The organism is Piscinibacter gummiphilus, from assembly GCF_032681285.1.
Classification (GTDB): Bacteria; Pseudomonadota; Gammaproteobacteria; order Burkholderiales; family Burkholderiaceae_C; genus Rhizobacter; species Rhizobacter gummiphilus_A.
In genome coordinates, this window is sequence record NZ_CP136336.1 from 1,496,876 (window position 1) to 1,516,169 (window position 19,294).

The window sequence follows — 19,294 nt, forward strand, 5'->3', positions numbered from 1 at the left end:
GCGGCGCGGGGCCGCAGGGGTCAGCGCTGGTACACGCGGACGTAGTCGATTTCCATGCGCACCGGGAAGGCCGCGTCGTCGGGTGTGCCCCCCAGGATGCCGCCGACCGCGACGTTGAGCAGCAGGTGCTGCGGGTGGTCGAACGGCCAGCTGCCGTAGCCGGCCCCGATGGGCTTGGCGTAGGTGAAGTAGGCAACGTCGTCGACACCCCAGGTGACGGCCTCGGGCGTCCAGCGCACCTGGTAGCGGTGGAAGGTGTTGCAGGTGTCAGCCACGTTGGTGTGCGAGCCGCGGCCGTTCGGCCCGTTGAAGTCGCGCATGTGGGCGGTGCCGAGGATGCGGCCGGGCTGCCAGCCGGTCTGCTCCATGATGTCGATCTCGCCGTCGTCAGGCCAGGTGCCGCGATCGCCGAGCATCCAGATCGCCGGCCACGCGCCCATCGCGCAGGGCAGTTTGGCGCGCACCTCGAAGAAGCCGTAGGTCCACGAGGCGAGGCCGCGGGTGAGCAGCCGCGCCGAGGTGTAGTTCTGCCCGCCGAAGTCGGGTGCCGACGAGAGCCGCTCGCGCCGCGCGGTGATGATCAGCGAGCCGCCCTCCACGCGGGCGTTCTCGGCACGGGCCGCCGAGTAGTACTGCAGCTCGTTGTTGTACCAGCCGTCGCGGTTGCGGTGGGTGTCGTAGCCCCACTTCGCCGGGTCGGGCAGGCCGGGGGTGTCGAACTCGTCGCTCCACACGAGGCGGTAGCCCTCGGGCAGGCCACCGGCGACTGGCGCGGGTGCGGGCGCGGCGGAGACCGAGCCCGTCCCACCGCCACAACCCGCCGCCGCGACGGCCGACAACCAGATGCCCGAGGCGAGCGCTGCTTTCATCTTGATCCTTTGCACGGTGGGAACGGGTTCAGTCGCTCACGCGCACCCAGTCGTAGTAGGCCGCGCCGCCGCCGCCGTAGTACGTGCCGACGAAGTTGACCGCCCCGGCCGAGTTGTTGCCCACCCAGTGGTTCATCATGAGCCGCATCGGCGTGCTGATGCTCGTGTTGACACGGCGGAACTCGCGCTCGGTGCCGTTGGCCTCGACATGGAACCAGCGCACGTAGCTCGGGCGCCATTCGAAGCCGATGGTGCGCCAGCCGGTGGCCACCGAGAACTGCTGGTAGTTCTGGCGACCGTTGGTCCACACGTTGGTGTGCAGCGTGCGCCCGCTGTTGATGAACTCGATGTCGATCTCGAAGTGGCTCGAGGTGCCGGCCGTGCCGGTGTAGAGGAAGAACGAGGTGTTGGACCCGGCGATGGTGCTCGGCTGCAGGCGCGTCACGAACTTGCCGTAGGTGAACGATTGCCAGGTGCGCACCTCGGCGCACTTCACGTTCGAGCGGTTGCTGCTGTTGACGTTGGCCACGAGCGAACCCCCGCTGCGCCACACCTCGCTGTAGGCGAAGGTGCAGCCGAAGATGTCGCCGTTGGCCCAGCTCGCGGTTTCCCACGCGCCGCCGGCACCACCGCTGCCGTCGAAGCCCTCGAAGAAGTTGGCGGCGAAGGCTGGGGCGGTGGTGCTGGCCGCAACGACGAGCGCCACGGTGCGCAAAAGTTTGTTCATGGGTTTGTCTCCTGTCTGGAATGGAAGCCGGGGCTGTGTCGCCCCGTGCTGAGGTGCCCGCGTGGGATCAGGGCTCCAACGAGATCGAGCCGACGGCGAGGTCGTGGGCGCCGGCCGTCGAGGCCGCGTTGACCACGTCGACCGCCAGCAGGCCCGCGCGCACCGTGTTGAGCGTGGTGCCGCTGCTGCAATGGCCGGGCAGCGGGAAGCGGGTGCTGTTGAGGTCGATCACGAGCTCGCTTAGCGTCGAGCTGACCACCGCTTCGGCGGTGGCGGTGCAGCCGTCGGCCGAGACCGGTGTGGGTTGCAGCTTGATGAGCAGCAGCGCATCGGTGCTGCTTCGCAGCTGGATGCGCATGCGCGAATAGCCGCTGGCGTTGAACGCGGTGTTGTTGGGCGCGTAGAGGCGCAGCGCTGCGCCGGCATAACTCTGTGCGGAGGCAAGCGTAGCGCCGTAGCTCACGGCGCTGGCGGCGAAGGCTGGCGTCCCGGCGGTCTGCGCCGCGCCGTTCTCGGCGTACTGGTAGGTTTCGATGCCACCGGCCTGCGCCGTGGTGGTGGCGTCGGTGGGGGTGGCGAAGGCGGTGGCCGGTGTGGGGGCCGGCGCGGGGCCGGGTGCCGGTGCGGGCGCGGGGGCCGAGGCGGGCGCGTCGTCGTCACCGCCACCGCAGGCCGCCAGCAGCGCGGCGCTGAAGAGCACCGCCATCGTTCGCGAAGCCCGGCGTTTCGAGATCATGTCCACGGTCGTCTCCTGTGTTGTCGTGACGTGTCCATGGTGGGCTGCGCGTGGCCCTCGTGCCGGTGGCGGCTTGCGGCGGTGCTGACCGATCTTGCGATCCTGAGGCCGCGGCGGCCTCAGTGGCACATCATCAAGCCGTAGCGTGGATTGCGCTCGCAGACGACCTGGACCGCGCGGCTGGCGGGCGCCGGGGGCGAGGGCTTGCGCGCTGCGGCGGGTGGCGCATTACGCAGCGTGGGGGTCGATCCCGCAGTCGCAGTCGCAGCCACGACGGGAGCGGGGGCAGGCGGCGGGGCGGTGGTCACCGGTTCGGACGCGGTCGCCGCGATGAACTCCATGCGCCCCACCTGGAAGCGCACGGGCTCGACCGAGGGTTCGTTGGCCGTGACCTCCACCCGCGCGACGGCCGGCAGGGTCTGCGCGATGCTGGCGCCCCGTTCGCCGCAGAAGGACTCGGGGCCGAAGGCCGAGAGCGGAATGAGGTAGTCGCTGAGCTGCGTGCCCACGCGCATCATCATCACCGGGTAGCAGCCCGCGTTCTGGATCTTGAGATCGGTGCCCTTGAGCCGGATGCGCAGCACGCGCGGCGTGGCCGAGGCGAGGCGGATGCGCAGGTGCTCGTAGGCCGACAGGTCGACCGGCACGCCGCGCGCATCGCCGCCCACCTCGATGCCGAGCGTGGCCCACTGGCTGGCGTTCGCCGTGGAGAGCCGGCCTTCGACCTGCACCACCGCATCGGCCACTTGCACCGACGCGATCGAGGCATCACCGCTCCGCTCGGACATTGCGAGTTGCTGCACCGGCGCCCCCAGGTGGCTCTGCATCGGCTCCTTGAAGTCGGCCCACAGGAGGGGCGTGTCGGGCGCGGCATGGGCGGCGTGCGCGAAGGCGACGGCACACGCCGCCAGCTTGGCGGCAGTCAGGCGTCTCATGTCAGAGCGGGCGCGGTTGCACCGGCATGCACAGCTCGCAGCGCACGAACGGGATGCCCGGCACGCCCGCGCGCGGCTCGTAGCGCTCGAAGAAGTGGCCTTCGCCCATGCTGAAGGGTGAGTGCGGCAGCCATTCGTCGAGCAGCGTGCGCCAGCCCAGCGCGATGTCGCTGGAGGGGCCGTCGAAGGGCAGGGTCGCGATCCAGCGTTCGCCGACACGGTGGCGCGGCAGGCGAACACCCGGGTCGCGCCAGCCCGGCGGAAGCTCCACGCAGGCGTCCATGCGGCAGTTCTGCGTGCCGGCGATGGCCGGGTCGTCCAGGCCGATGAAGGCGAGGGGCTGGTCACCGAGCCCCAGGCTGTGCACGACCGGAAGGAAACGCTCCCAGAGTTCGTAGGCGGCGCGGCGGTAGTCACCCCGGGCGCGCATGAAGAGGTAATCGGCGGGCTCCTGCCGGCGCACTTCGACCGCCGGCGGCGGCGCGGTGCCGCGGTCGTGGACCGGGGTGTGCCAGTTGAGCCACCCGCCGCTGCGCCACGCGCTGGGCGTCATGCCGAAGTGCTCGCGGAAGGCGCGTGCGAAGGCTTCGGGCGAGGCGAAGCCGCAGTTGAGCGCGATGAAGGTGATCTTCTCGTCGGGGCAGTGGCGCAGGCGGCCGGCGGCGCTCTCGAGCCGGCGGCGGCGCACGAAGGCCTTGAGCGTCTCGCCCGTCCACGAGAGGAAGAGGCGGTGGAAGTGGAAGGGCGAGATGGCCGCCAGCCGAGCGAGCGTCTCGAGCCGCAGGTCGTCGGCCAGGTGGGCATCGACGTGGTCGAGCACGGCCTCGATGCGGTGCACGTGGTGGCCGGGCACCGGTGGCATGGGCGCCGTGCCGCCGTGCGGCGGGCGGGGTGCTGAGGTCAGAGGGGCTGATGCAAGGGTGGACATCGACATTCCTCCTGTGGCGGAAACGGTTCGGCAGGCGGGTCAGCGTGCGTTGACCACCCGCCCCTGCGGATCGAACACATGGCACTGCTCGGGGTCGGCCTGCAGCCAGACGGCATCGCCCGCCGACAGCGCCGCATGCGAGGCGGGCAGCTTGACGGTGGCGATGTCTTCGCGGCCGGCGAGGCGGGCGTAGGCGATGTCGCAGTCGCCCAGGTGCTCGACCTGGTCGACCGTGGCGCGCAGGCCGGCATCGCGCGGGGCAAGGCGGAAGTGCTCGGGCCGCACGCCCAGCGTCACCTCGCGCGGGTTGCCGGTGAGCGAGGTGCCGGGCAGGTGCAGCGAACCGGCTTCGCCGAGCGACAGGTGCACGCCGTCGTTCATCGCCGTGGCGGTGGCGGCGATGAGGCTCATGCGCGGCGAGCCGAGGAAGCTGGCGACGAACTGCGTGGCCGGGTCGCGGTAGAGGTCCATCGGACGGCCGACCTGCTCGATGCGCCCGCCGTTGAAGACCGCAATGCGTGTGCCGAGCGTCATCGCCTCGACCTGGTCGTGCGTCACGTAGACCATGGTCGTGCCGAGCTCGCGGTGCAGGCGCGCGAGCTCCATGCGCATCTGCACGCGCAGGGCTGCGTCGAGGTTGGACAGCGGCTCGTCAAAGAGAAACACCTTCGGGTGCCGCACGATGGCGCGGCCGATCGCCACACGCTGGCGCTGGCCGCCCGAGAGCTCCTTGGGCTTGCGCTGCAGCAGCGGCACGATCTGCAGGATCTCGGCCGCACGCTGCACCGCCTGCGCGCGCTCGGCCTTGCCGAGCTTCGTGAACTTGAGCGCGAAGCCGATGTTCTCGGCCACCGTCATGTGCGGGTAGAGCGCGTAGTTCTGGAACACCATTGCCACGCCACGGTGCACGGGCGAGAGGTCCTGCGCCTCCTGGTCACCCACGAGGATGCGGCCGGCGTCGATCTCTTCCAGCCCGGCGATACAGCGCAAGAGGGTGGTCTTGCCGCAGCCCGAGGGGCCGACGAAGACCATGAATTCGCCGGAGGCGATCTCGAGGTCGATGCCGTGGAGGACGCGAGGGCCCGAGGCGTACTGCTTCTCGATGCCGATGAGGCTCATGGAGGTCATGGTGACGACTTCTTTTCTGTGGTGGTCAGCCCTTGACGGCGCCTGCGGTCAGGCCCTCGATCAAACGGCGGGAATAGAGGATGAAGAGCACCAAGAGCGGCAGCACGGTCACCGCCGAGCCGGCGCTGATGGCACCCCAGGGCGTCTGCCCAGTGCCCTGCAGCGAGCGCAGCACGAGCGGCGCGGTGAACATCTCCATGTCGCTCATCACCAGCAGCGCACCGACGAAGTTGTTGTACGAGCCGATGAAGGTCACGAGGCCCAGCGTGCCCATGGCCGGGCCGATGAGCGGCAGCACCACGCGCCAGTAGATGCCGAACTCGCCGCAGCCGTCCATGCGCGCCGCTTCCACCAGCTCGCGCGGCACGGCCGAGCCGATGTACTGGCGCATGAGGAAGATGCCGAAGGCCGAGCAGGCGCCGGGGATGATGAGGGCGCGCGTGCTGTTGAGCCAGCCCAGCTCCTTCATCATCAGCACGTAGGGAATCATGCCCACGAAGGCCGGCAGCAGCATGGTGGCCATGAGCGCGGCGAAGAGCTTGTCGCGCCCGCGGAACTCGTACATCGAGAAGCCGTAGCCACCAAGCGAGCAGAGGAAGAGGTTGAGCACGGTGGACGCGGTGGCGATCCACAGCGACAGCCCCACGCTGCGCCAGAACATCGGGCGCTGCGCGACGAGCTCGTTCAGGTTGTCGAAGAGCGCATCGCCGAACCAGAGGGGCGGCGGCACCGAGAGGATGTCGGTGTTGGTGTGCGTCGCGAAGACGAACATGAAATAGAACGGCGCCAGCATGATCAGCGCGCCGACGAGCACCAGCGCGTGCGGCAGCCACTGCGACGGCGCAAAGCGGCCCGGCTTGCGGCGCTGCCGCGGAGCCGGCGCGACGCTGGCCGCGGGAAGGGAAGAGGCGAGGGTGGACATACCTTTTCAGTCCTTGCGGCCGAGGTAGCGGTTGTTGAGCCAGGTGAGCGCGGCGATCACCATGAACATGAGCCAGGCGACGGCCGAGGCGGTGCCGAAGTCACCGTCGGTGAGACCGACCTTGTACATCTGCATCGCCACCGTCTCGGCCACCTGGCCGACGCCACCGCTGCCGCCGGTGAGCACGAAGGGCTCTTCGAAGAGCTGCAGGTTGCCGATGATGGTGAGCGTGATGGCGAAGAGCATCATGGGTCGCAGGAGCGGCAGCGTGATGTAGCGGAACTGCTGCCAGGTGCCCGCGCCATCGACGGTCGCGGCTTCATAAAGATCCTTCGGGATCGTCTGCAGCGCCGACAGGTACAGCACCGTGTTCCAGCCGACGAAGCGCCACCACACGATGAAGGCGACGATAGGGCGGGTGTACTCCGGCCGGCCCCAGTCGATGTTCTCGGTGGGGAAGAGCCAGGCGAGCGGGTGCACGCCCATCACCTGCCACTGGCCGAGGCCGGTGAGCACCTGGTTGATCACACCGAAGTCGCGCGAGAAGAGCGATGAGAAGACGAGCGTGATCGCCACCGTGTTGGTGATGTACGGCAGGAAGTACATCGAGATCACCGGGTTGCGCACCCGGCGGAACTGCGTGTGGATGAAGTAGGCGAGCGGGATCGCCACCAGGTGCTGCGGCACGCCAGCGGCGATGCCGAGCCAGAAGGTGTTGGCCATCGCGCGCCAGAAGTCGCGCGCGTAGAGCTCGGCCCAGAAGCCCGTGCTGAAGACGCTGCCCCAGGGCAGGCCATCGAGCTGCAGCACGAAGAGGTAGTTGCCCCATCCTTCCCACTTCATGCCCGACAGGCCCGCCGCGATCTCCCAGCGGAAGAACGAGGCGTAGGCCGAGAACAGCAGCGGAAAGAGCCCGAAGCCCAGGAAGAGGATGAAGAACGGCGCGACGAAGACGTAGGGCATCCAGTGCCACGGCTTGAGGCGCCGCCTGCGGCGAGGCGCCGGCGGTGGTGCGACGGGGAGGACGGCGGACATGGGAAGGACGCGGGGCCTGCTGAGGGGTTGGAGCCTCGCCACCTCAGCGGCGGATGCGGCGCTCGATGGCCTTGCGGGCATCGGCCAGCGCGAGCTTCACGTCCTTGCCCTGTTCGAGCACCTTGTCGAACTCGGCGGTGATGACCTCGGCGGCCACCGGGTCCAGGCGGTCCACATCGACGGCGGGGATCTTCTGGGCGGTGGCCTTCCACTGCTGGCGGGCGCGGGTGTTGCCGAGGAATTCGACCGGCTGGTCGACGAAGGGGTCGTTGGTGGCTTCGATCAGCGCGGGGAAGGCGTCGAGGTCACGGAAGGCGGCGATCTGCACCTCGCGGTTGGTCGTCATGAACTTCACGAACTCCCAGGCCAGCGCCTTGTTCTTCGCACCCTTGGGAATGGCGTAGTACGAGCCGCCCCACGAGGCGTTCACGCCACCGGGCAGGCTGGCCGAGCGCCAGTTGCCGCGCGTGTCGGGCGCGATCCAGTTCTTCAGGTGGCCAGCGAGCCAGGCGCCCATCATCTCGGTGGCCACGGTGCCGCGGCGGAAGCCTTCGCTCCACTCGTTGCTCCAGGCGCCGATCTTGGCGTCGATGCCGGCAGCGCGGGCGCGCTTGGCGGTCTCGAAGGCCGTCACGAAGCGCGGCGACTCGACCAGCACCGCACCCTTGTCGTCGAAGTAGATGCCTTCGCCGTCCTTCAGGCCCGAGCGCAGGATGATGTCCTTGATGGCCGCGGCGTGCGGGATGAGGTAGGTGCCGCTCTTGGCCTTGAGCTTCTGGCCGGCGTCGATGAAGGAGTCCCACGACTTGGTGAGGTCGGCCTCGGTGATGCCGGCCTTGTCCATGAGGTCCTTGCGGTAGAAAAGTGCGCCCGGGCCGATGTCGGCCGGCAAGGCTGCACGCACGCCGCTGCGGCTCGTGCCCTGCGCGGCGGCGAACTTGAAGAAGCGGTCGGTGAGGGCGTTGGCGTTGTAGGGCGGCTTGGCGAGGTCTTCGAGCCCGCCGCCCTCGGCGAACTTGGCCACGAAGCCGATCTCCAGGCCCATCACGTCGGGCAGGTTGGCGCCGGTGGCGAGCGCGGTCGTCATCGCGTTGTGGTGGTCGCCGTAGCCGAGCGAGATCAGCTTCACCTCCACGTCGGGCCGGGCCTTCTTGAAGAGGGGGATGGCGGCCTGCACCGAGCGGTCGAGGTCCTTGAACGACGAGACGGTGAGCACCGTCTGGGCATGAAGGGCCAGCGAGGCCAGGCCGAGGGTGGCCGCGAGGCCGAGGCGTGTGACGAATTTCATGGGGTCTCCGAGTCGTTGCGAGGCGCGCAGGTGCAGCATTCATGCAAGCGCTTGCACAGCAGTGTAGAAGTCGCCTTCGCGGCATGTCACTGCGGACGAACCCCGTGCGAAACCGCAAGATTTGGCAGGCGGCGCTGGCTCGGGCCGGGTAGGGCCGGCGTCAGGTCGAACGGCGGGAGGTGGCCTTCTGACGCGTGGCGGCCGAAGTGGCCTTGGCCGACTGCATCGGCAGCGCACGTGTGGACTCACGCACCACCAGCTCGAGCCGCGCCATCGGGCCACGGGGTGGCTTGCGCCCGTCGATGAGGGCGACCACTGCATTGGCCGCTTCGCGCCCCAGCTCGCGCAGCGGCTGCTTCACCGAGGTGAGCGGCGGCACGCAGTAGGCCGAGTGGGCCACGTCGTCGAAGCCAACCACCGACACGTCGTCGGGCACGCGCAACTGGCGGCGATGCAACGCGAGCATCGCGCCGTAGGCCGAGTCGTCGTTGGCGCAGAAGACGGCCGAGAAGGGCAGGCCGCGGTCGAGCAGCAGCGTCATCGCGCTCAGGCCGCCCGCCTCGACGTAGTTGCCCGGCGCCACGAGCCGCGGGTCGAAGGCGATGCCGGCCGACTGGAGGGCGTGGCGATAGGTGGTGAAACGCTGGTCGGCGTCGGCGCGCCCCGTGGGGCCGCCGATGTAGGCGATGCGCCGGTGGCCGAGTTCCAGCAAATGCTCCATGGCCAGCTGCGCGCCCAGGCCATGGTCGAAGGCCAGCGAATGCACGAAGCGCGAATTCACCTGGCGGCCCACCACCACCATGGGCACGGTCTGCGCGTGGCGGTCGAGGGTGGCGTCGTCGATGCCGGGGTGGATGAGGATGAGCCCGTCCACACGCCGCCCCTCCATCGAAGCCAGGCGCTTGGCCTCGTCGTCGCGCTCCCAGTGGGTGCTCGCGAAGATGGCGTCGTACTCGTGGCCGATGAGGCCGTCTTCCACGCCGCGCATGGCCTCGTTGAAGAACGAGCTCACGATCTCCTGCGTGAGCACGCCCACGGTGAGGGTGCGGCCACGGGCGAGCCCGCGCGCCACCAGGTTGGGCCGGTAGTTGAGGCGCTGGATGCTCTGCTCGATGGCGGCGGCCTTCTCGTCGGCCACGAAGTGCGTGCCGTTCAGGTGGCGCGAGACGGTGCTCGTGGAGACGCCGGCCAGGCGTGCCACTTCTTCCAGCGTGATCTTGGAGGCCATGGTTGCCGCGTGTGGAGGACGTTTTCATGATAGCGCTTGCTTGAGCACTCGTAGAACGGGTGTTCTACCTGGGCCACATCGCTTCCCCTGATACGGTTCGCAAGAATGGCAAGGTGGCGGCGTTGCAAGCGCTTGCACGGCTGGGTATCGTCACGGGCATGCAACCCGACCATTTCAGATTCCCGCCAGGCTTCCTGTGGGGGGCCGCCACCTCCGCCTACCAGATCGAAGGCAGCCCCGATGCCGACGGCCGCACGCCCAGCATCTGGGACACCTTCGCCAAGACCGCCGGCCGCGTCGCCAACGGCGACACCGGCGACCGTGCCTGCGACTCCTACCGCCGCGTCGAGGAAGACGTGGCCCTGCTGAGCCAGCTCGGCGTGCAGGCGTATCGCTTCTCGATCTCGTGGTCGCGCGTCATGCCCACGGGGCGCGGGCCGCTCAACCCGGCCGGCGTCGACTACTACCGCCGCCTCGTGCGCTTGCTGCGCGAGGCCGGTATCCAGCCCATGGCCACGCTCTACCACTGGGACCTGCCGCAGGCCCTGCAGGACGAGGGCGGCTGGACCTCGCGCCGCTGCGCACACGACTTCGCGAGCTACGCCCGCGCGATGTTCGAGGCGCTCGGAGACGAGGTGCCCGTGTGGTTCACCATCAACGAGCCGTGGTGCGCGTCGTTCCTGTCTTACGCCTTCGGTCTGCACGCCCCAGGCGAGCGCGATCTCGCGCGCGCCGTGACGGTGGCCCACCACCTGCTGCTCGCGCACGGCCTGGCGGTGAAGGAGTTCCGGCGCGGCGAGTTCGCCGGCCGCATCGGCATTGCCCCCAACGTGGAATGGCACGAGCCCTACACCAGCCACCCAGCCGACGTGGCCGCGTGCGAACGGGGCCTCGCCTGGTTCAACCGCTGGTTCCTCGACCCGCTGTACCGCGGGCGCTACCCCGCCGAGATGCTCGCGGGCTACGCCGCGCTCGGCATCCACCCGCCGGTGGAAGACGGCGACATGGCCACCATCGCCCAGCCGACCGACCTGCTCGGCATCAACTACTACTCGGGCTGCTACTCGCGCGAAGCGCTGCCCGCCGAGCCGCCGCACGAGGAGGTGGCGCGCCAGATCCACCAGTTGCGCCGCCTCGAGTCGGTCGACGTGCCCGGCTTCAAGAAGACGGACATCGACTGGAACGTCTACGCCGACGGCTTCTACAAGGTGCTCTCGTGGATCCGCGAGGAATACGGCAACCCGCCGATCGTGATCACCGAAAACGGCGCCTGCGACAACACCGGCCCCGATGCCAACGGCGTGGTCGACGACGCCGCGCGCATCGAGTACTTCCGCCGCCACGTCATCGCGCTCGACCGCGCAGTGCGCGCCGGCAGCGACCTGCGCGGCTACATGGCCTGGTCGCTGATGGACAACTTCGAGTGGGCCTACGGCTACGACATGCGCTTCGGCCTCGTGCACGTCGACTTCGACACGCTGGCGCGCACGCCGAAGGAGAGTTTCCATTGGTACCGCCGGCTGATCCAGGAAGGCGGGTGCGTCGCATGAAGGCGAAAGACATGATGAAACGAATGGTGGTGTGGGCGGCCGGTGCGGCACTCCTGTGCGGATGTGCGGCGCCCCCGCCGCAGGCGGCCAAGGTGGACGCGCGCGTCACCGTGAACGCTGACCAGGCCGGCCCCGCGGTCAACCCGGCCGTGACCCGCGGCTACAACTTCGGCAACTGGATGTCGATGGTCGACCACGGCGAGGCGCTCGCGCTCACGCCGGCGGCGTCGCTGCGCTTCCCGGGCGGCAACATCGGCGACGAGCAGGACATGGACGCCGCGACGCTGGACGCCTTCCGCTCGCTGCTCACGCTGGTGAAGGGCTCGCCCGAGCTCGTGATCCAGACGCGTGTGTTCGCCGGGCGCGTGGACCGTGTGCCCGCCAACCGCCCCGAAGACGCGGCCTCGGCGGTGCGCATGGCCCGCGAGCGCGGGCTCCAGGTGCGGCACTGGGAGATCGGCAACGAGCCCGATCTCTACGCCGTCACGCGCGGCGACAAGAGCTGGACGCCCGATCGCTACTGCGAGGTCTTCCGCGCGCAGGCCAAGGCGGTGAAGGTGGTGGATCCGCAGATCAAGGTGGTGGGGCCGGCCGTCTCGGGCATCCACGCGGCGCCGATGCGCTTCCTCGAGCGCTTCGTCGAGCTGTGCGGCGACGTGGTCGACGTGGTCTCGTATCACATCTACCCGACCGAAGGCGACGGCAGCGAAGACGCGGCGCTCGCAAGCGTGGCGCAGGTCGATGCGACCCTTCGCTCGGTGCGCGCCACGCTGCGCGACCCGCGCCGCAACCCGCTCGGCCACACCCGCGAGCTGCCGATCGCGGTGACCGAATACGGCCTGTCGTGGAAGACCGACCGGCCGCGTTTCCTGGCCGACATGCCCGCGGGCCTGTGGGCCGCCGAAACCGCGCTGCGCCTGGCCCGGCAAGGCGTGGACATGGCGCACTACTTCGCCTACCAGGGCACCGGCTTCCACGGCCTGCTCGACAACGCGGGCGTGCCGAGGCCCACCTACTACGCCTTCCGCCTGCTCAATGGCCTGGAGGGGCGCTTCGTGCAGGCCGAGTCGAACGACAGCCGGCTCTGGTCGCACGGCGTGCGCGACGGCAACACGATGCAGGTGCTGCTCCTCAACACCCAGACCGCGCCGCTGCGCGTGGGGCTCGACGTGAGCGGCTGGCAGGTGCAGCAGGCGAAGTACTTCGATGCCGCCATCGTGGAAGGCGAGGCCGACTTCGGCACCTTGCCAGCCGGCCGCGAGCTCACGCTGCCGGCCCGCTCGATGACGGTGGTGAAGCTGCAACGCGCGCCTTGAGGCCCCCACACACTAGATACAACCAGAAGGAGACAAACGACATGAGCACCTCCAGCACGCGCCTTCGCGCGCGTGGCAGCATCGCCCTGGCCGCGATCGCCCTCGTCACCGGCTGTGCCACCGCAGACGCCCCAGGTTCCGGCACCGGCGCCAAGGCCGCCAAGCCCGCTTCTGCCGACGCGACAGCGGCCATGCTGGTGTTCGCCGTGCCGGCGCCCGCCGGCGCCACGGCGCAGGGCGGCCTGCACGAGACCTTCGCCTATTCGGAAAAGGAAGGCGATGCCCGCGTCGACGATGTGAAGGTCACGGACGGCGTGGCCCGCATCACCGGCACGGTATGGCCGCAGAAGGGCAGCACCTGGGCCGGCATCGGCTTCCTCGCCACGCCGGGGCCGGCCGGCAAGACGAGCGACCTCACCGCGCAGCGCCAGCTGCGGCTGCAGCTCGCCTCGCCCACGGCCACCCAGCTGCGCTTGCGCGTGCTCGGCGATGACCCGGCCACGCGTGCGTCGGGCTGCTACCCGGTGGCCACCGTGGCCGTCGGCGCGGCGCTGCGCGAAGTGGCGGTGCCACTGTCGGCCTTCCGCCCCGAAGGTTATTGCGAAGCCCGCGGCAAGCTGATCGCGAGCGTGCTGCCCGCCGTGGCCGCCATCGAGGTCAGCGACCCCACGCTGAGCGGCAGCGCGCGCCGCACGGTCGACTTCAGCGTCGGCCGCATCGCGATCGGGCCCTGAGAGGCTTTTCCGTTTCACCCGCTCTGTTTCCAGAGCGTTCCGGCCGCCCAGGCTGGAAAAGTGTGCCGTAGTGCGCATCGCGTGATGCGCACCCGGCCGGTCGCCCGACCGGCCGTTGGCGAAGGGGGCATTCACCCCCGTTTCGTGTGACCCCGGTCTGGCCGGAATTGGGCGGCTTCCGCCCCTTTCATTCCGCTCAAGTCCGAGAGGCGTCCCGGAACAATGGCTTGGCGAATAACCAGGTCGCGCCGTGCACATGACTGTCTTTCAACGCTCCTTCCGATTGCCCTCCGGATCACCCCAAATGACCGGGTTTCGGTGCGCTGATCGCCAGACCACCACGGCACACCCTCTTACACACTTGATGCAATGCCAGGCCCCTTGTTCGGGCCCGGCGAAGCGGAGCAACCCATGAACGTCAAACGCTTTACTGCGCGGACCTCGCGCGACGCCCTGACCCTGGTGCGCCAGGCTTTCGGCGAAGACGCCGTGGTGTTGTCGACCAAGCCCTGCCCCGAAGGCGTGGAAGTGCTGGCCATGGCGCCGGAGAGCGTGCAGCAGATCGAGCGCCTGTCGGCCACGTCGGTCGCCGCCCGCACGGCCGCTGCGCAGCAGCCCGCCGCCCGCCCCGCCGCCAAGCCCACGCCGAAGGCCACACCGGCCCAGGCCGCCGCGCCGAAGCAACAAGCCCCCGTGATGAACGACGACGTGCAGGACGATGTGGCCCGCCTGTCGATGAGCACGCTCTCGTTCCAGGACTACGTGCGCGAGCGCATGCTCAAGCGCCGCCAGGCCGCGATCAATGCACAAGGCCGTGGCCAGGAGCCCGGCTTCGAAGACTCGCGCCAGGACTTCGCCGATTCCCGCCAGGATTTCGCGAACTCTCGCCAGGGCTTCATGGATTCGCGGCAGGACATCGAGCCCGACCTGCCGAGCGCGCTCGAGCAGCGCCTGGCCGCCCGCAGCAGCGTGCCGCAGCCGCCCAAGGCTGCGCCCAACCTCGCCATCGTCACCCCGCCCGCCCAGCCGCGCAGCCAGATGCGCGAGCCGCCGGTGCTGCGTGAAGAAGTGCGTGCCGCGCAACAACAGCAAGCCATGCCCCAGCCGGTGATGCAGCAGCCGGTGGCCGTGCCGTCGCTCGCCGACACGCAAAGCGCCGTCAACCTGGCTGCCGCCCGCCGCGAGCAGCAGGACATGATGAACGAGCTGCGCTCGATGAAGGGCCTGATCGAAGACCGCTTCGGCGCGCTCGCCTTCATGGAGAAGATGCAGCGCCACCCGCAGCAGGCCCAACTGATCCAGAAGCTGCTCGACTGCGGCTTCTCGCCCGCACTCACCCGCAAGCTCGTCGAGAGCCTGCCCACCGACGTGGCCGACGAGACCTCCTGGGCCGCCAACGTGCTGGAGCGCAACCTCATCACCGGCGAAGCCGAGCACGCGCTCGAAGACCAGGGCGGCGTGTTCGCCCTCATCGGCTCCACCGGCGTCGGCAAGACCACGAGTGCCGCCAAGATCGCTGCCGCCTTCGCCTCCAAGCACGGCGCCAACAACCTCGGCCTGATCACGCTCGACGCGTATCGCGTGGGCGCCCATGAACAACTGCGCGCCTACGGCCGCATCCTCGGCGTGCCGGTGCACACCGCCCACGACCGCGCTTCGCTCGAAGACCTGTTGGAACTCCTCGCCTCCAAGAAGATGGTGCTGATCGACACCGCCGGCATGGCCCAGCGCGACACCCGCACCCGCGAGCTGCTCGAGATGCTGGCGCACCGCTCCATCCAGAAGCTGCTCGTCATCAACGCCGCCGCGCAGGGCGAGACGATCGAAGACGTGATGATTTCGTACCACGCGGCCACCTGCCGCGGTCTGATCCTGTCGAAGATGGACGAAGCCGTGAAGCTCGCCCCCGCGCTCGACGCACTGATCCGCCACAAGTTGAAGGTGGTGGGCGTGGCCAACGGCCAGCGTGTGCCCGAAGACTGGCACCGCCTCTCGGCCCATGCGCTCGTGCACCGCGCGCTGCGCGCCAACGTGAACCCGGCCTACCGCGTGGAAGCGTCAGACGTGAACCTGATCTTCACCGCCCGCCAGCAGGCACAGCGCCCGCGCCCCTCTTCTCTCCACGCCTGATCTTCTCGCGCCGCCTCATGTACGACGCCTACGATTCTTCCTTCCCCACCGACCAGGCCGCCGGCCTGCGGCAGATGTTTGCGCATGCCCGCGTGCGCTTCGTGCCGGTGGTGGCCAACCCGCACGTCGCCTTCGGCGGCGTGATGCTCGAGCGGCTGTGCACCGCCTTCGGCGAACACGGCGCGCACGTGCTGGTGATCGATGCCTCCGACCGCGCCCCGGCGCCGAAGGAGCTGGCGGCACTGCTCGACCTCGCCGAATGCGTGGAGACGCTGTCGACGCAGGTCTCGTACCTCGCGGCCCGCGGCCTGCCGGTGCGTTGTGTCGACGCCACCGGCTCCACCGCGAGCTTCCTGCATGCCGTGGCCGACGCCGCGCCCCACGCCGACGTGGTGCTGGTGCACGCCACCGAAGCCGACCTCTGCCGCATGTTCGCCCGCAGCGAAGCGCGTCCGCTGCTGCTGGCCGACGACCGGCCCTCGGCCGTGACCCACGCCTACGCCGCGATGAAGCTGCTCAACCAGCGCGCGGGCCTCGTGGTGTTCGACCTGCTGCTGAGCGCCTCGCCCAACTCGCCGCGCGCCGAGCGCATCGCCATCCAGCTGGCGACCTGTGCCGATGACTTCCTCGGGGCCGTGCTGCGCGACTGGCTGCAGATCGACCCCGCCTCAGATGCCCGCGAAGCGCCCACCAGTGCGCTGCGCCGCTGGGCCCGCGACGTGCTGATGCAGGCGCCCGGCGCCCACGTCGGTGCCCGTGGCCTGCATACCGCGCAACACCAAGCGCAACACGTCCTGAATTGACCGCTCGGAGCCGAGAACCATGTACACCGCCAAAGGCCAACTCGACGTCAACTCGATGCTCAAGCAGTACAGCCCGCTGGTGCGCCGCCTGGCCCACCAGATGATTGCCAAGCTGCCGGCCAACGTCGAGCTCGACGACCTGATCCAGGTCGGCATGATCGGGCTCACCGACGCACTCAGCCGCTTCGACGCGGCGCAGGGCGTGCAGTTCGAAACCTTCGCCACGCAGCGCATCCGCGGCGCCATGCTCGACGAGCTGCGCGGCAACGACTACCTCTCTCGCGGCGTGCGCAAGCAGCAGCGCAGCATCGAAAGCGCCGTGCACAAGCTCGAGCAGAAGCTCGGCCGTGCGCCGGCCGAGAGCGAGATCGCCCGCGAGATGGGTGTCACGCTCACCGAATACCAGGAGCTGCTCGGCAAGGTGCGCGGCACCCAGCTCGTGTACCTGGAAGACATGTCGGGCGACGACGGCGACAACGACTACCTCGACCGCCACGTGGCCGACGAGAGCTTCAACCCGCTCGCCCAGTTGCAAGACCAGCGCATGCGCGAAGCCCTGGTCGAAGGCATCAAGAACCTGCCCGAGCGCGAGCAGTACGTGATGAGCATGTACTACGAGCACGACATGAACCTGAAGGAAATCGCGGCGGTGCTCAAGGTCACCGAGTCGCGTGTGTGCCAACTGCACAGCCAGTCGATCGCACGGCTGCGCGTGAAACTGCGCGAGTGGTGAGCGGGGTGTAGATGTTCCAGGTCTTCAGGTCGGCGCGCGCCGACAAGCCAATGGCGGCACCCACCGCCGAGCCCGCCGTCGACACCACGGGTGTCGACCTGCGGGCTGCGGTGCATTCGATCAGCAAGCAGGCGTCGAGCATGGGCCGCGAGGCGGCCGAAGTGCGCGGCCAGCTCGACGACACCACCAAGGGCGCCGAGCGCCAGGCCAAGGCCGTGGCGGCGCTGGCCGAGCAGGTGAGAAGCGTCACCCAGGCCCAGGAACAGATCGGCGGCGTGGCCGCCGGCAGCCGAGATGCGATGGCGCGTGCGCGCCAGGCCGTCGAAGGCGTGGGCGAAGAAGTGGTCGGCATCGTCGACACGCTGCGCCAGGTGGCCAATGCCGCCGGCGAGATCACCCAGATCGCCTTGCAGACGCGGCTGGTGGCGTTCAACGCCTCGGTCGAGGCCAAGCGGGCCGGCGATGCGGGCCGTGGCTTCGGCGTGGTGGCCGACGCGGTGCGCGAGCTGGCGGGCAAGGTGGAGAGTTCGTCGAAGGCGATCATGAGCACGGTGGGCGAGCTCGACTCGCGCATCGACGCGCTGGCACGCGAGATCCGTTCGCAGGCGTCCGCCAAGGCGGGCTCGGCAGACGAGGGTGCTTTCCAGCGCGCCCTGGCCGACCTGGAGACGGGTGTGGGCAGCATCACCACCGCCGCCCAGCACAGCCGCGAGGTCTGCACCGGACTCAATGCGCAGATGGCCGAGATCGAGGGCGAGATGCGCAAGAGCGTCACCGCCCTGCAGTCGACGCTCGTGCGCAGCGAGTCCTTCCTCAAGGTCTCGGAGCACATGATCGAGGTCGTGGCCGAGTGCGGCATCGAGACCGAAGACACGCCCTTCATCGCACTCGCGAAAGAAGCCGCCGGCCAGGTCTCGAAGCTGCTCGAAGACGCGGTGCGCACCGGCACCATCGGCGAGGCCGACCTCTTCGACGAGCACTACCAAGCGATCCCCAACACCAACCCGCAGCAGCACACCACGCGCTTCATCGCGCTGGCCGACCGGCTCTTCCCGCAGGTGCAGGAGCGCGTGCTGCAGGCCGACAAGAAGATCGTCTTCTGCATCTCGGTCGACCGCAACGGCTACGTGGCCACGCACAACAAGGTCTACTGCAACCCGCAGCGCGGCGACCTGGTGTGGGACACCGCCAACAGCCGCTACCGCCGCATCTTCAACGACCGCACCGGCCTCGCGTCGGCGCGCAATCAGCGCCCGTTCCTCCTGCAGACCTACCGGCGCGACATGGGCGGCGGCAAGTTCGTGCTGCTGAAGGAATGCGCGGCGCCGATCACGGTGAACGGCAAGCACTGGGGCGGCTTGCGCCTCGCCTTCAACTTCTAGAGATGGAGCCCCTCGTCCGCCGGGTACGTCGACCGATCCCCCACGGGGATGCGGGCCGGCTTGGGAGCGGCCCGGCGCTCGGCCCGCTCTGACCATGTGGCCGCTGCCTGCACTGCTCGTCTGGGCGCTGTGCTGGGGCCTCTTCCTCGGCCTGCGCGCGCTCGATGCGCGTGACTGGGCCGCGCTTCTCCTCGCGACCGCCGCAGGCGCCGTCTTGAGCCTGCTGAGCGTGCGCCGCTGGCGGCGTGTCTTCATCGCGCTCGGCTTCCCGCTCTCGGTGCTGGCCTCGGGCATTGCAGGCAGCATTCCCGCCTGGGGCTGGCTGCTGCCGCTGCTGGCACTCTTCGCGCTGTACCCCCTGCACACCTGGCGCGATGCGCCGATGTTCCCCACGCCCAGCGGCGCGCTGCAGGGCCTCTCGCGCACCGTGTGGCTCGATGGCGAAACACCGCGTGTCGTGGATGCCGGCTGCGGCATGGGCGATGCGCTGCGCGAGCTGCACACGCAGTTCCCGCAAGCCCGGCTCGAAGGCCTGGAGTGGAGCTGGGCGCTGCGCCTGGCCTGCGCCCTGCGCTGCAAGTGGCTGCGCGTGCCGGCGCGCGTGAAGCGCGCCGACATCTGGAAGGCCGACTGGACACCCTACGCGATGGTCTACCTCTTCCAGCGCCCCGAGAGCATGCCGCGCGCGGTGCGCAAGGCGGCGCGCGAGCTGCGCTGCGGGGCCTGGATGGCAAGCCTCGAGTTCGAGGCGTCCGACCTGCAGCCGACCGCGGTGCACGAGTGCGCCGATGGGCGCAAGCTGTGGCTCTACCAGGCGCCGTTCAAGGAACGCGTGGCCTGACGAGCCGCA

Annotated in this window: 18 protein-coding genes; 8 read left to right on the plus strand and 10 right to left on the minus strand. The window is 69.4% G+C overall.

Features of this window, described 5'->3' with window-relative positions:
• Nucleotides 1-20 precede the first annotated feature (20 nt).
• The 10 genes from RXV79_RS07160 to RXV79_RS07205 form a co-directional block, all read right to left on the minus strand.
• Complete coding sequence (locus tag RXV79_RS07160; protein WP_316702711.1) at nt 21-869, minus strand: glycoside hydrolase family 16 protein; 849 nt, start codon at nt 867-869, stop codon at nt 21-23.
• A gap of 28 nt (nt 870-897) precedes the next feature.
• Nucleotides 898-1,596, minus strand: coding sequence for a family 16 glycosylhydrolase (locus tag RXV79_RS07165; protein ID WP_316702712.1), 699 nt, complete (start codon nt 1,594-1,596; stop codon nt 898-900).
• Nucleotides 1,597-1,663: 67 nt separating this feature from the next.
• Nucleotides 1,664-2,338 carry a hypothetical protein gene (locus tag RXV79_RS07170; RefSeq protein ID WP_316702713.1) on the minus strand — a complete coding sequence of 225 codons (675 nt, stop codon included), beginning with the start codon at nt 2,336-2,338 and terminating at the stop codon, nt 1,664-1,666.
• A gap of 113 nt (nt 2,339-2,451) precedes the next feature.
• Entirely contained in the window at nt 2,452-3,267 is an 816-nt protein-coding gene (locus tag RXV79_RS07175) for a hypothetical protein (RefSeq protein WP_316702714.1), read from the minus strand.
• 1 nt (nt 3,268) lies between these two features.
• Entirely contained in the window at nt 3,269-4,195 is a 927-nt protein-coding gene (locus tag RXV79_RS07180; RefSeq protein WP_316702716.1) for an AraC family transcriptional regulator, read from the minus strand.
• Between the two features lie 39 nt (nt 4,196-4,234).
• Nucleotides 4,235-5,323 (minus strand): ABC transporter ATP-binding protein, encoded by a 1,089-nt coding sequence (locus tag RXV79_RS07185; protein ID WP_316702717.1) that lies wholly within the window; start codon nt 5,321-5,323, stop codon nt 4,235-4,237.
• A 25-nt stretch (nt 5,324-5,348) separates the two neighbouring features.
• Nucleotides 5,349-6,245 carry a carbohydrate ABC transporter permease gene (locus RXV79_RS07190; RefSeq protein WP_316702718.1) on the minus strand — a complete coding sequence of 299 codons (897 nt, stop codon included), beginning with the start codon at nt 6,243-6,245 and terminating at the stop codon, nt 5,349-5,351.
• 6 nt (nt 6,246-6,251) lie between these two features.
• On the minus strand, nt 6,252-7,280 hold the full coding sequence (locus RXV79_RS07195) for a carbohydrate ABC transporter permease (RefSeq protein WP_316702719.1): 1,029 nt from the start codon (nt 7,278-7,280) through the stop codon (nt 6,252-6,254).
• Nucleotides 7,281-7,323: 43 nt separating this feature from the next.
• Nucleotides 7,324-8,568 carry an ABC transporter substrate-binding protein gene (locus RXV79_RS07200; protein WP_316702720.1) on the minus strand — a complete coding sequence of 415 codons (1,245 nt, stop codon included), beginning with the start codon at nt 8,566-8,568 and terminating at the stop codon, nt 7,324-7,326.
• 160 nt (nt 8,569-8,728) lie between these two features.
• A complete protein-coding gene (locus RXV79_RS07205) occupies nt 8,729-9,796 on the minus strand; it encodes a LacI family DNA-binding transcriptional regulator (RefSeq protein ID WP_316702721.1) in 1,068 nt (355 codons plus the stop codon).
• Nucleotides 9,797-9,954: 158 nt separating this feature from the next.
• Between RXV79_RS07205 and RXV79_RS07210 the strand changes: the two genes are divergently transcribed.
• The 8 genes from RXV79_RS07210 to RXV79_RS07245 all read left to right on the plus strand — a co-directional run bounded on the left by RXV79_RS07210 (nt 9,955) and on the right by RXV79_RS07245 (nt 19,285).
• On the plus strand, nt 9,955-11,346 hold the full coding sequence (locus RXV79_RS07210; protein ID WP_316702722.1) for a GH1 family beta-glucosidase: 1,392 nt from the start codon (nt 9,955-9,957) through the stop codon (nt 11,344-11,346).
• Between the two features lie 11 nt (nt 11,347-11,357).
• Complete coding sequence (locus tag RXV79_RS07215) at nt 11,358-12,662, plus strand: GH39 family glycosyl hydrolase (protein ID WP_316702723.1); 1,305 nt, start codon at nt 11,358-11,360, stop codon at nt 12,660-12,662.
• Between the two features lie 41 nt (nt 12,663-12,703).
• Complete coding sequence (locus tag RXV79_RS07220; RefSeq protein ID WP_316702724.1) at nt 12,704-13,396, plus strand: hypothetical protein; 693 nt, start codon at nt 12,704-12,706, stop codon at nt 13,394-13,396.
• Nucleotides 13,397-13,807: 411 nt separating this feature from the next.
• Entirely contained in the window at nt 13,808-15,526 is a 1,719-nt protein-coding gene (gene flhF / locus RXV79_RS07225) for a flagellar biosynthesis GTPase FlhF (protein WP_316702725.1), read from the plus strand.
• Nucleotides 15,527-15,543: 17 nt separating this feature from the next.
• On the plus strand, nt 15,544-16,329 hold the full coding sequence (locus tag RXV79_RS07230; protein WP_316702726.1) for a MinD/ParA family ATP-binding protein: 786 nt from the start codon (nt 15,544-15,546) through the stop codon (nt 16,327-16,329).
• Between the two features lie 19 nt (nt 16,330-16,348).
• A complete protein-coding gene (locus tag RXV79_RS07235) occupies nt 16,349-17,062 on the plus strand; it encodes an RNA polymerase sigma factor FliA (RefSeq protein WP_296721832.1) in 714 nt (237 codons plus the stop codon).
• Between the two features lie 11 nt (nt 17,063-17,073).
• Nucleotides 17,074-18,444 carry a methyl-accepting chemotaxis protein gene (locus RXV79_RS07240; protein WP_316702727.1) on the plus strand — a complete coding sequence of 457 codons (1,371 nt, stop codon included), beginning with the start codon at nt 17,074-17,076 and terminating at the stop codon, nt 18,442-18,444.
• 94 nt (nt 18,445-18,538) lie between these two features.
• Nucleotides 18,539-19,285: a class I SAM-dependent methyltransferase gene (locus tag RXV79_RS07245; RefSeq protein ID WP_316702728.1), complete on the plus strand. Its 747-nt coding sequence runs from the start codon at nt 18,539-18,541 to the stop codon at nt 19,283-19,285.
• The last annotated feature ends 9 nt before the right edge of the window (nt 19,286-19,294 follow it).

What these genes read in the sequence shown, in the direction of transcription:
- RXV79_RS07160 (WP_316702711.1), bottom strand. Translation starts at nt 869, where the DNA reads ATGAAAGCAGCGCTCGCCTCGGGCATCTGGTTGTCGGCCGTCGCGGCG.
- RXV79_RS07165 (WP_316702712.1), bottom strand. Translation starts at nt 1,596, where the DNA reads ATGAACAAACTTTTGCGCACCGTGGCGCTCGTCGTTGCGGCCAGCACC.
- RXV79_RS07175 (WP_316702714.1), bottom strand. Translation starts at nt 3,267, where the DNA reads ATGAGACGCCTGACTGCCGCCAAGCTGGCGGCGTGTGCCGTCGCCTTC.
- RXV79_RS07180 (WP_316702716.1), bottom strand. Translation starts at nt 4,195, where the DNA reads ATGTCCACCCTTGCATCAGCCCCTCTGACCTCAGCACCCCGCCCGCCG.
- RXV79_RS07185 (WP_316702717.1), bottom strand. Translation starts at nt 5,323, where the DNA reads ATGACCTCCATGAGCCTCATCGGCATCGAGAAGCAGTACGCCTCGGGC.
- RXV79_RS07190 (WP_316702718.1), bottom strand. Translation starts at nt 6,245, where the DNA reads ATGTCCACCCTCGCCTCTTCCCTTCCCGCGGCCAGCGTCGCGCCGGCT.
- RXV79_RS07195 (WP_316702719.1), bottom strand. Translation starts at nt 7,280, where the DNA reads ATGTCCGCCGTCCTCCCCGTCGCACCACCGCCGGCGCCTCGCCGCAGG.
- RXV79_RS07200 (WP_316702720.1), bottom strand. Translation starts at nt 8,568, where the DNA reads ATGAAATTCGTCACACGCCTCGGCCTCGCGGCCACCCTCGGCCTGGCC.
- RXV79_RS07205 (WP_316702721.1), bottom strand. Translation starts at nt 9,796, where the DNA reads ATGGCCTCCAAGATCACGCTGGAAGAAGTGGCACGCCTGGCCGGCGTC.
- RXV79_RS07210 (WP_316702722.1), top strand. Translation starts at nt 9,955, where the DNA reads ATGCAACCCGACCATTTCAGATTCCCGCCAGGCTTCCTGTGGGGGGCC.
- RXV79_RS07215 (WP_316702723.1), top strand. Translation starts at nt 11,358, where the DNA reads ATGATGAAACGAATGGTGGTGTGGGCGGCCGGTGCGGCACTCCTGTGC.
- RXV79_RS07220 (WP_316702724.1), top strand. Translation starts at nt 12,704, where the DNA reads ATGAGCACCTCCAGCACGCGCCTTCGCGCGCGTGGCAGCATCGCCCTG.
- flhF (WP_316702725.1), top strand. Translation starts at nt 13,808, where the DNA reads ATGAACGTCAAACGCTTTACTGCGCGGACCTCGCGCGACGCCCTGACC.
- RXV79_RS07230 (WP_316702726.1), top strand. Translation starts at nt 15,544, where the DNA reads ATGTACGACGCCTACGATTCTTCCTTCCCCACCGACCAGGCCGCCGGC.
- RXV79_RS07235 (WP_296721832.1), top strand. Translation starts at nt 16,349, where the DNA reads ATGTACACCGCCAAAGGCCAACTCGACGTCAACTCGATGCTCAAGCAG.
- RXV79_RS07240 (WP_316702727.1), top strand. Translation starts at nt 17,074, where the DNA reads ATGTTCCAGGTCTTCAGGTCGGCGCGCGCCGACAAGCCAATGGCGGCA.
- RXV79_RS07245 (WP_316702728.1), top strand. Translation starts at nt 18,539, where the DNA reads ATGTGGCCGCTGCCTGCACTGCTCGTCTGGGCGCTGTGCTGGGGCCTC.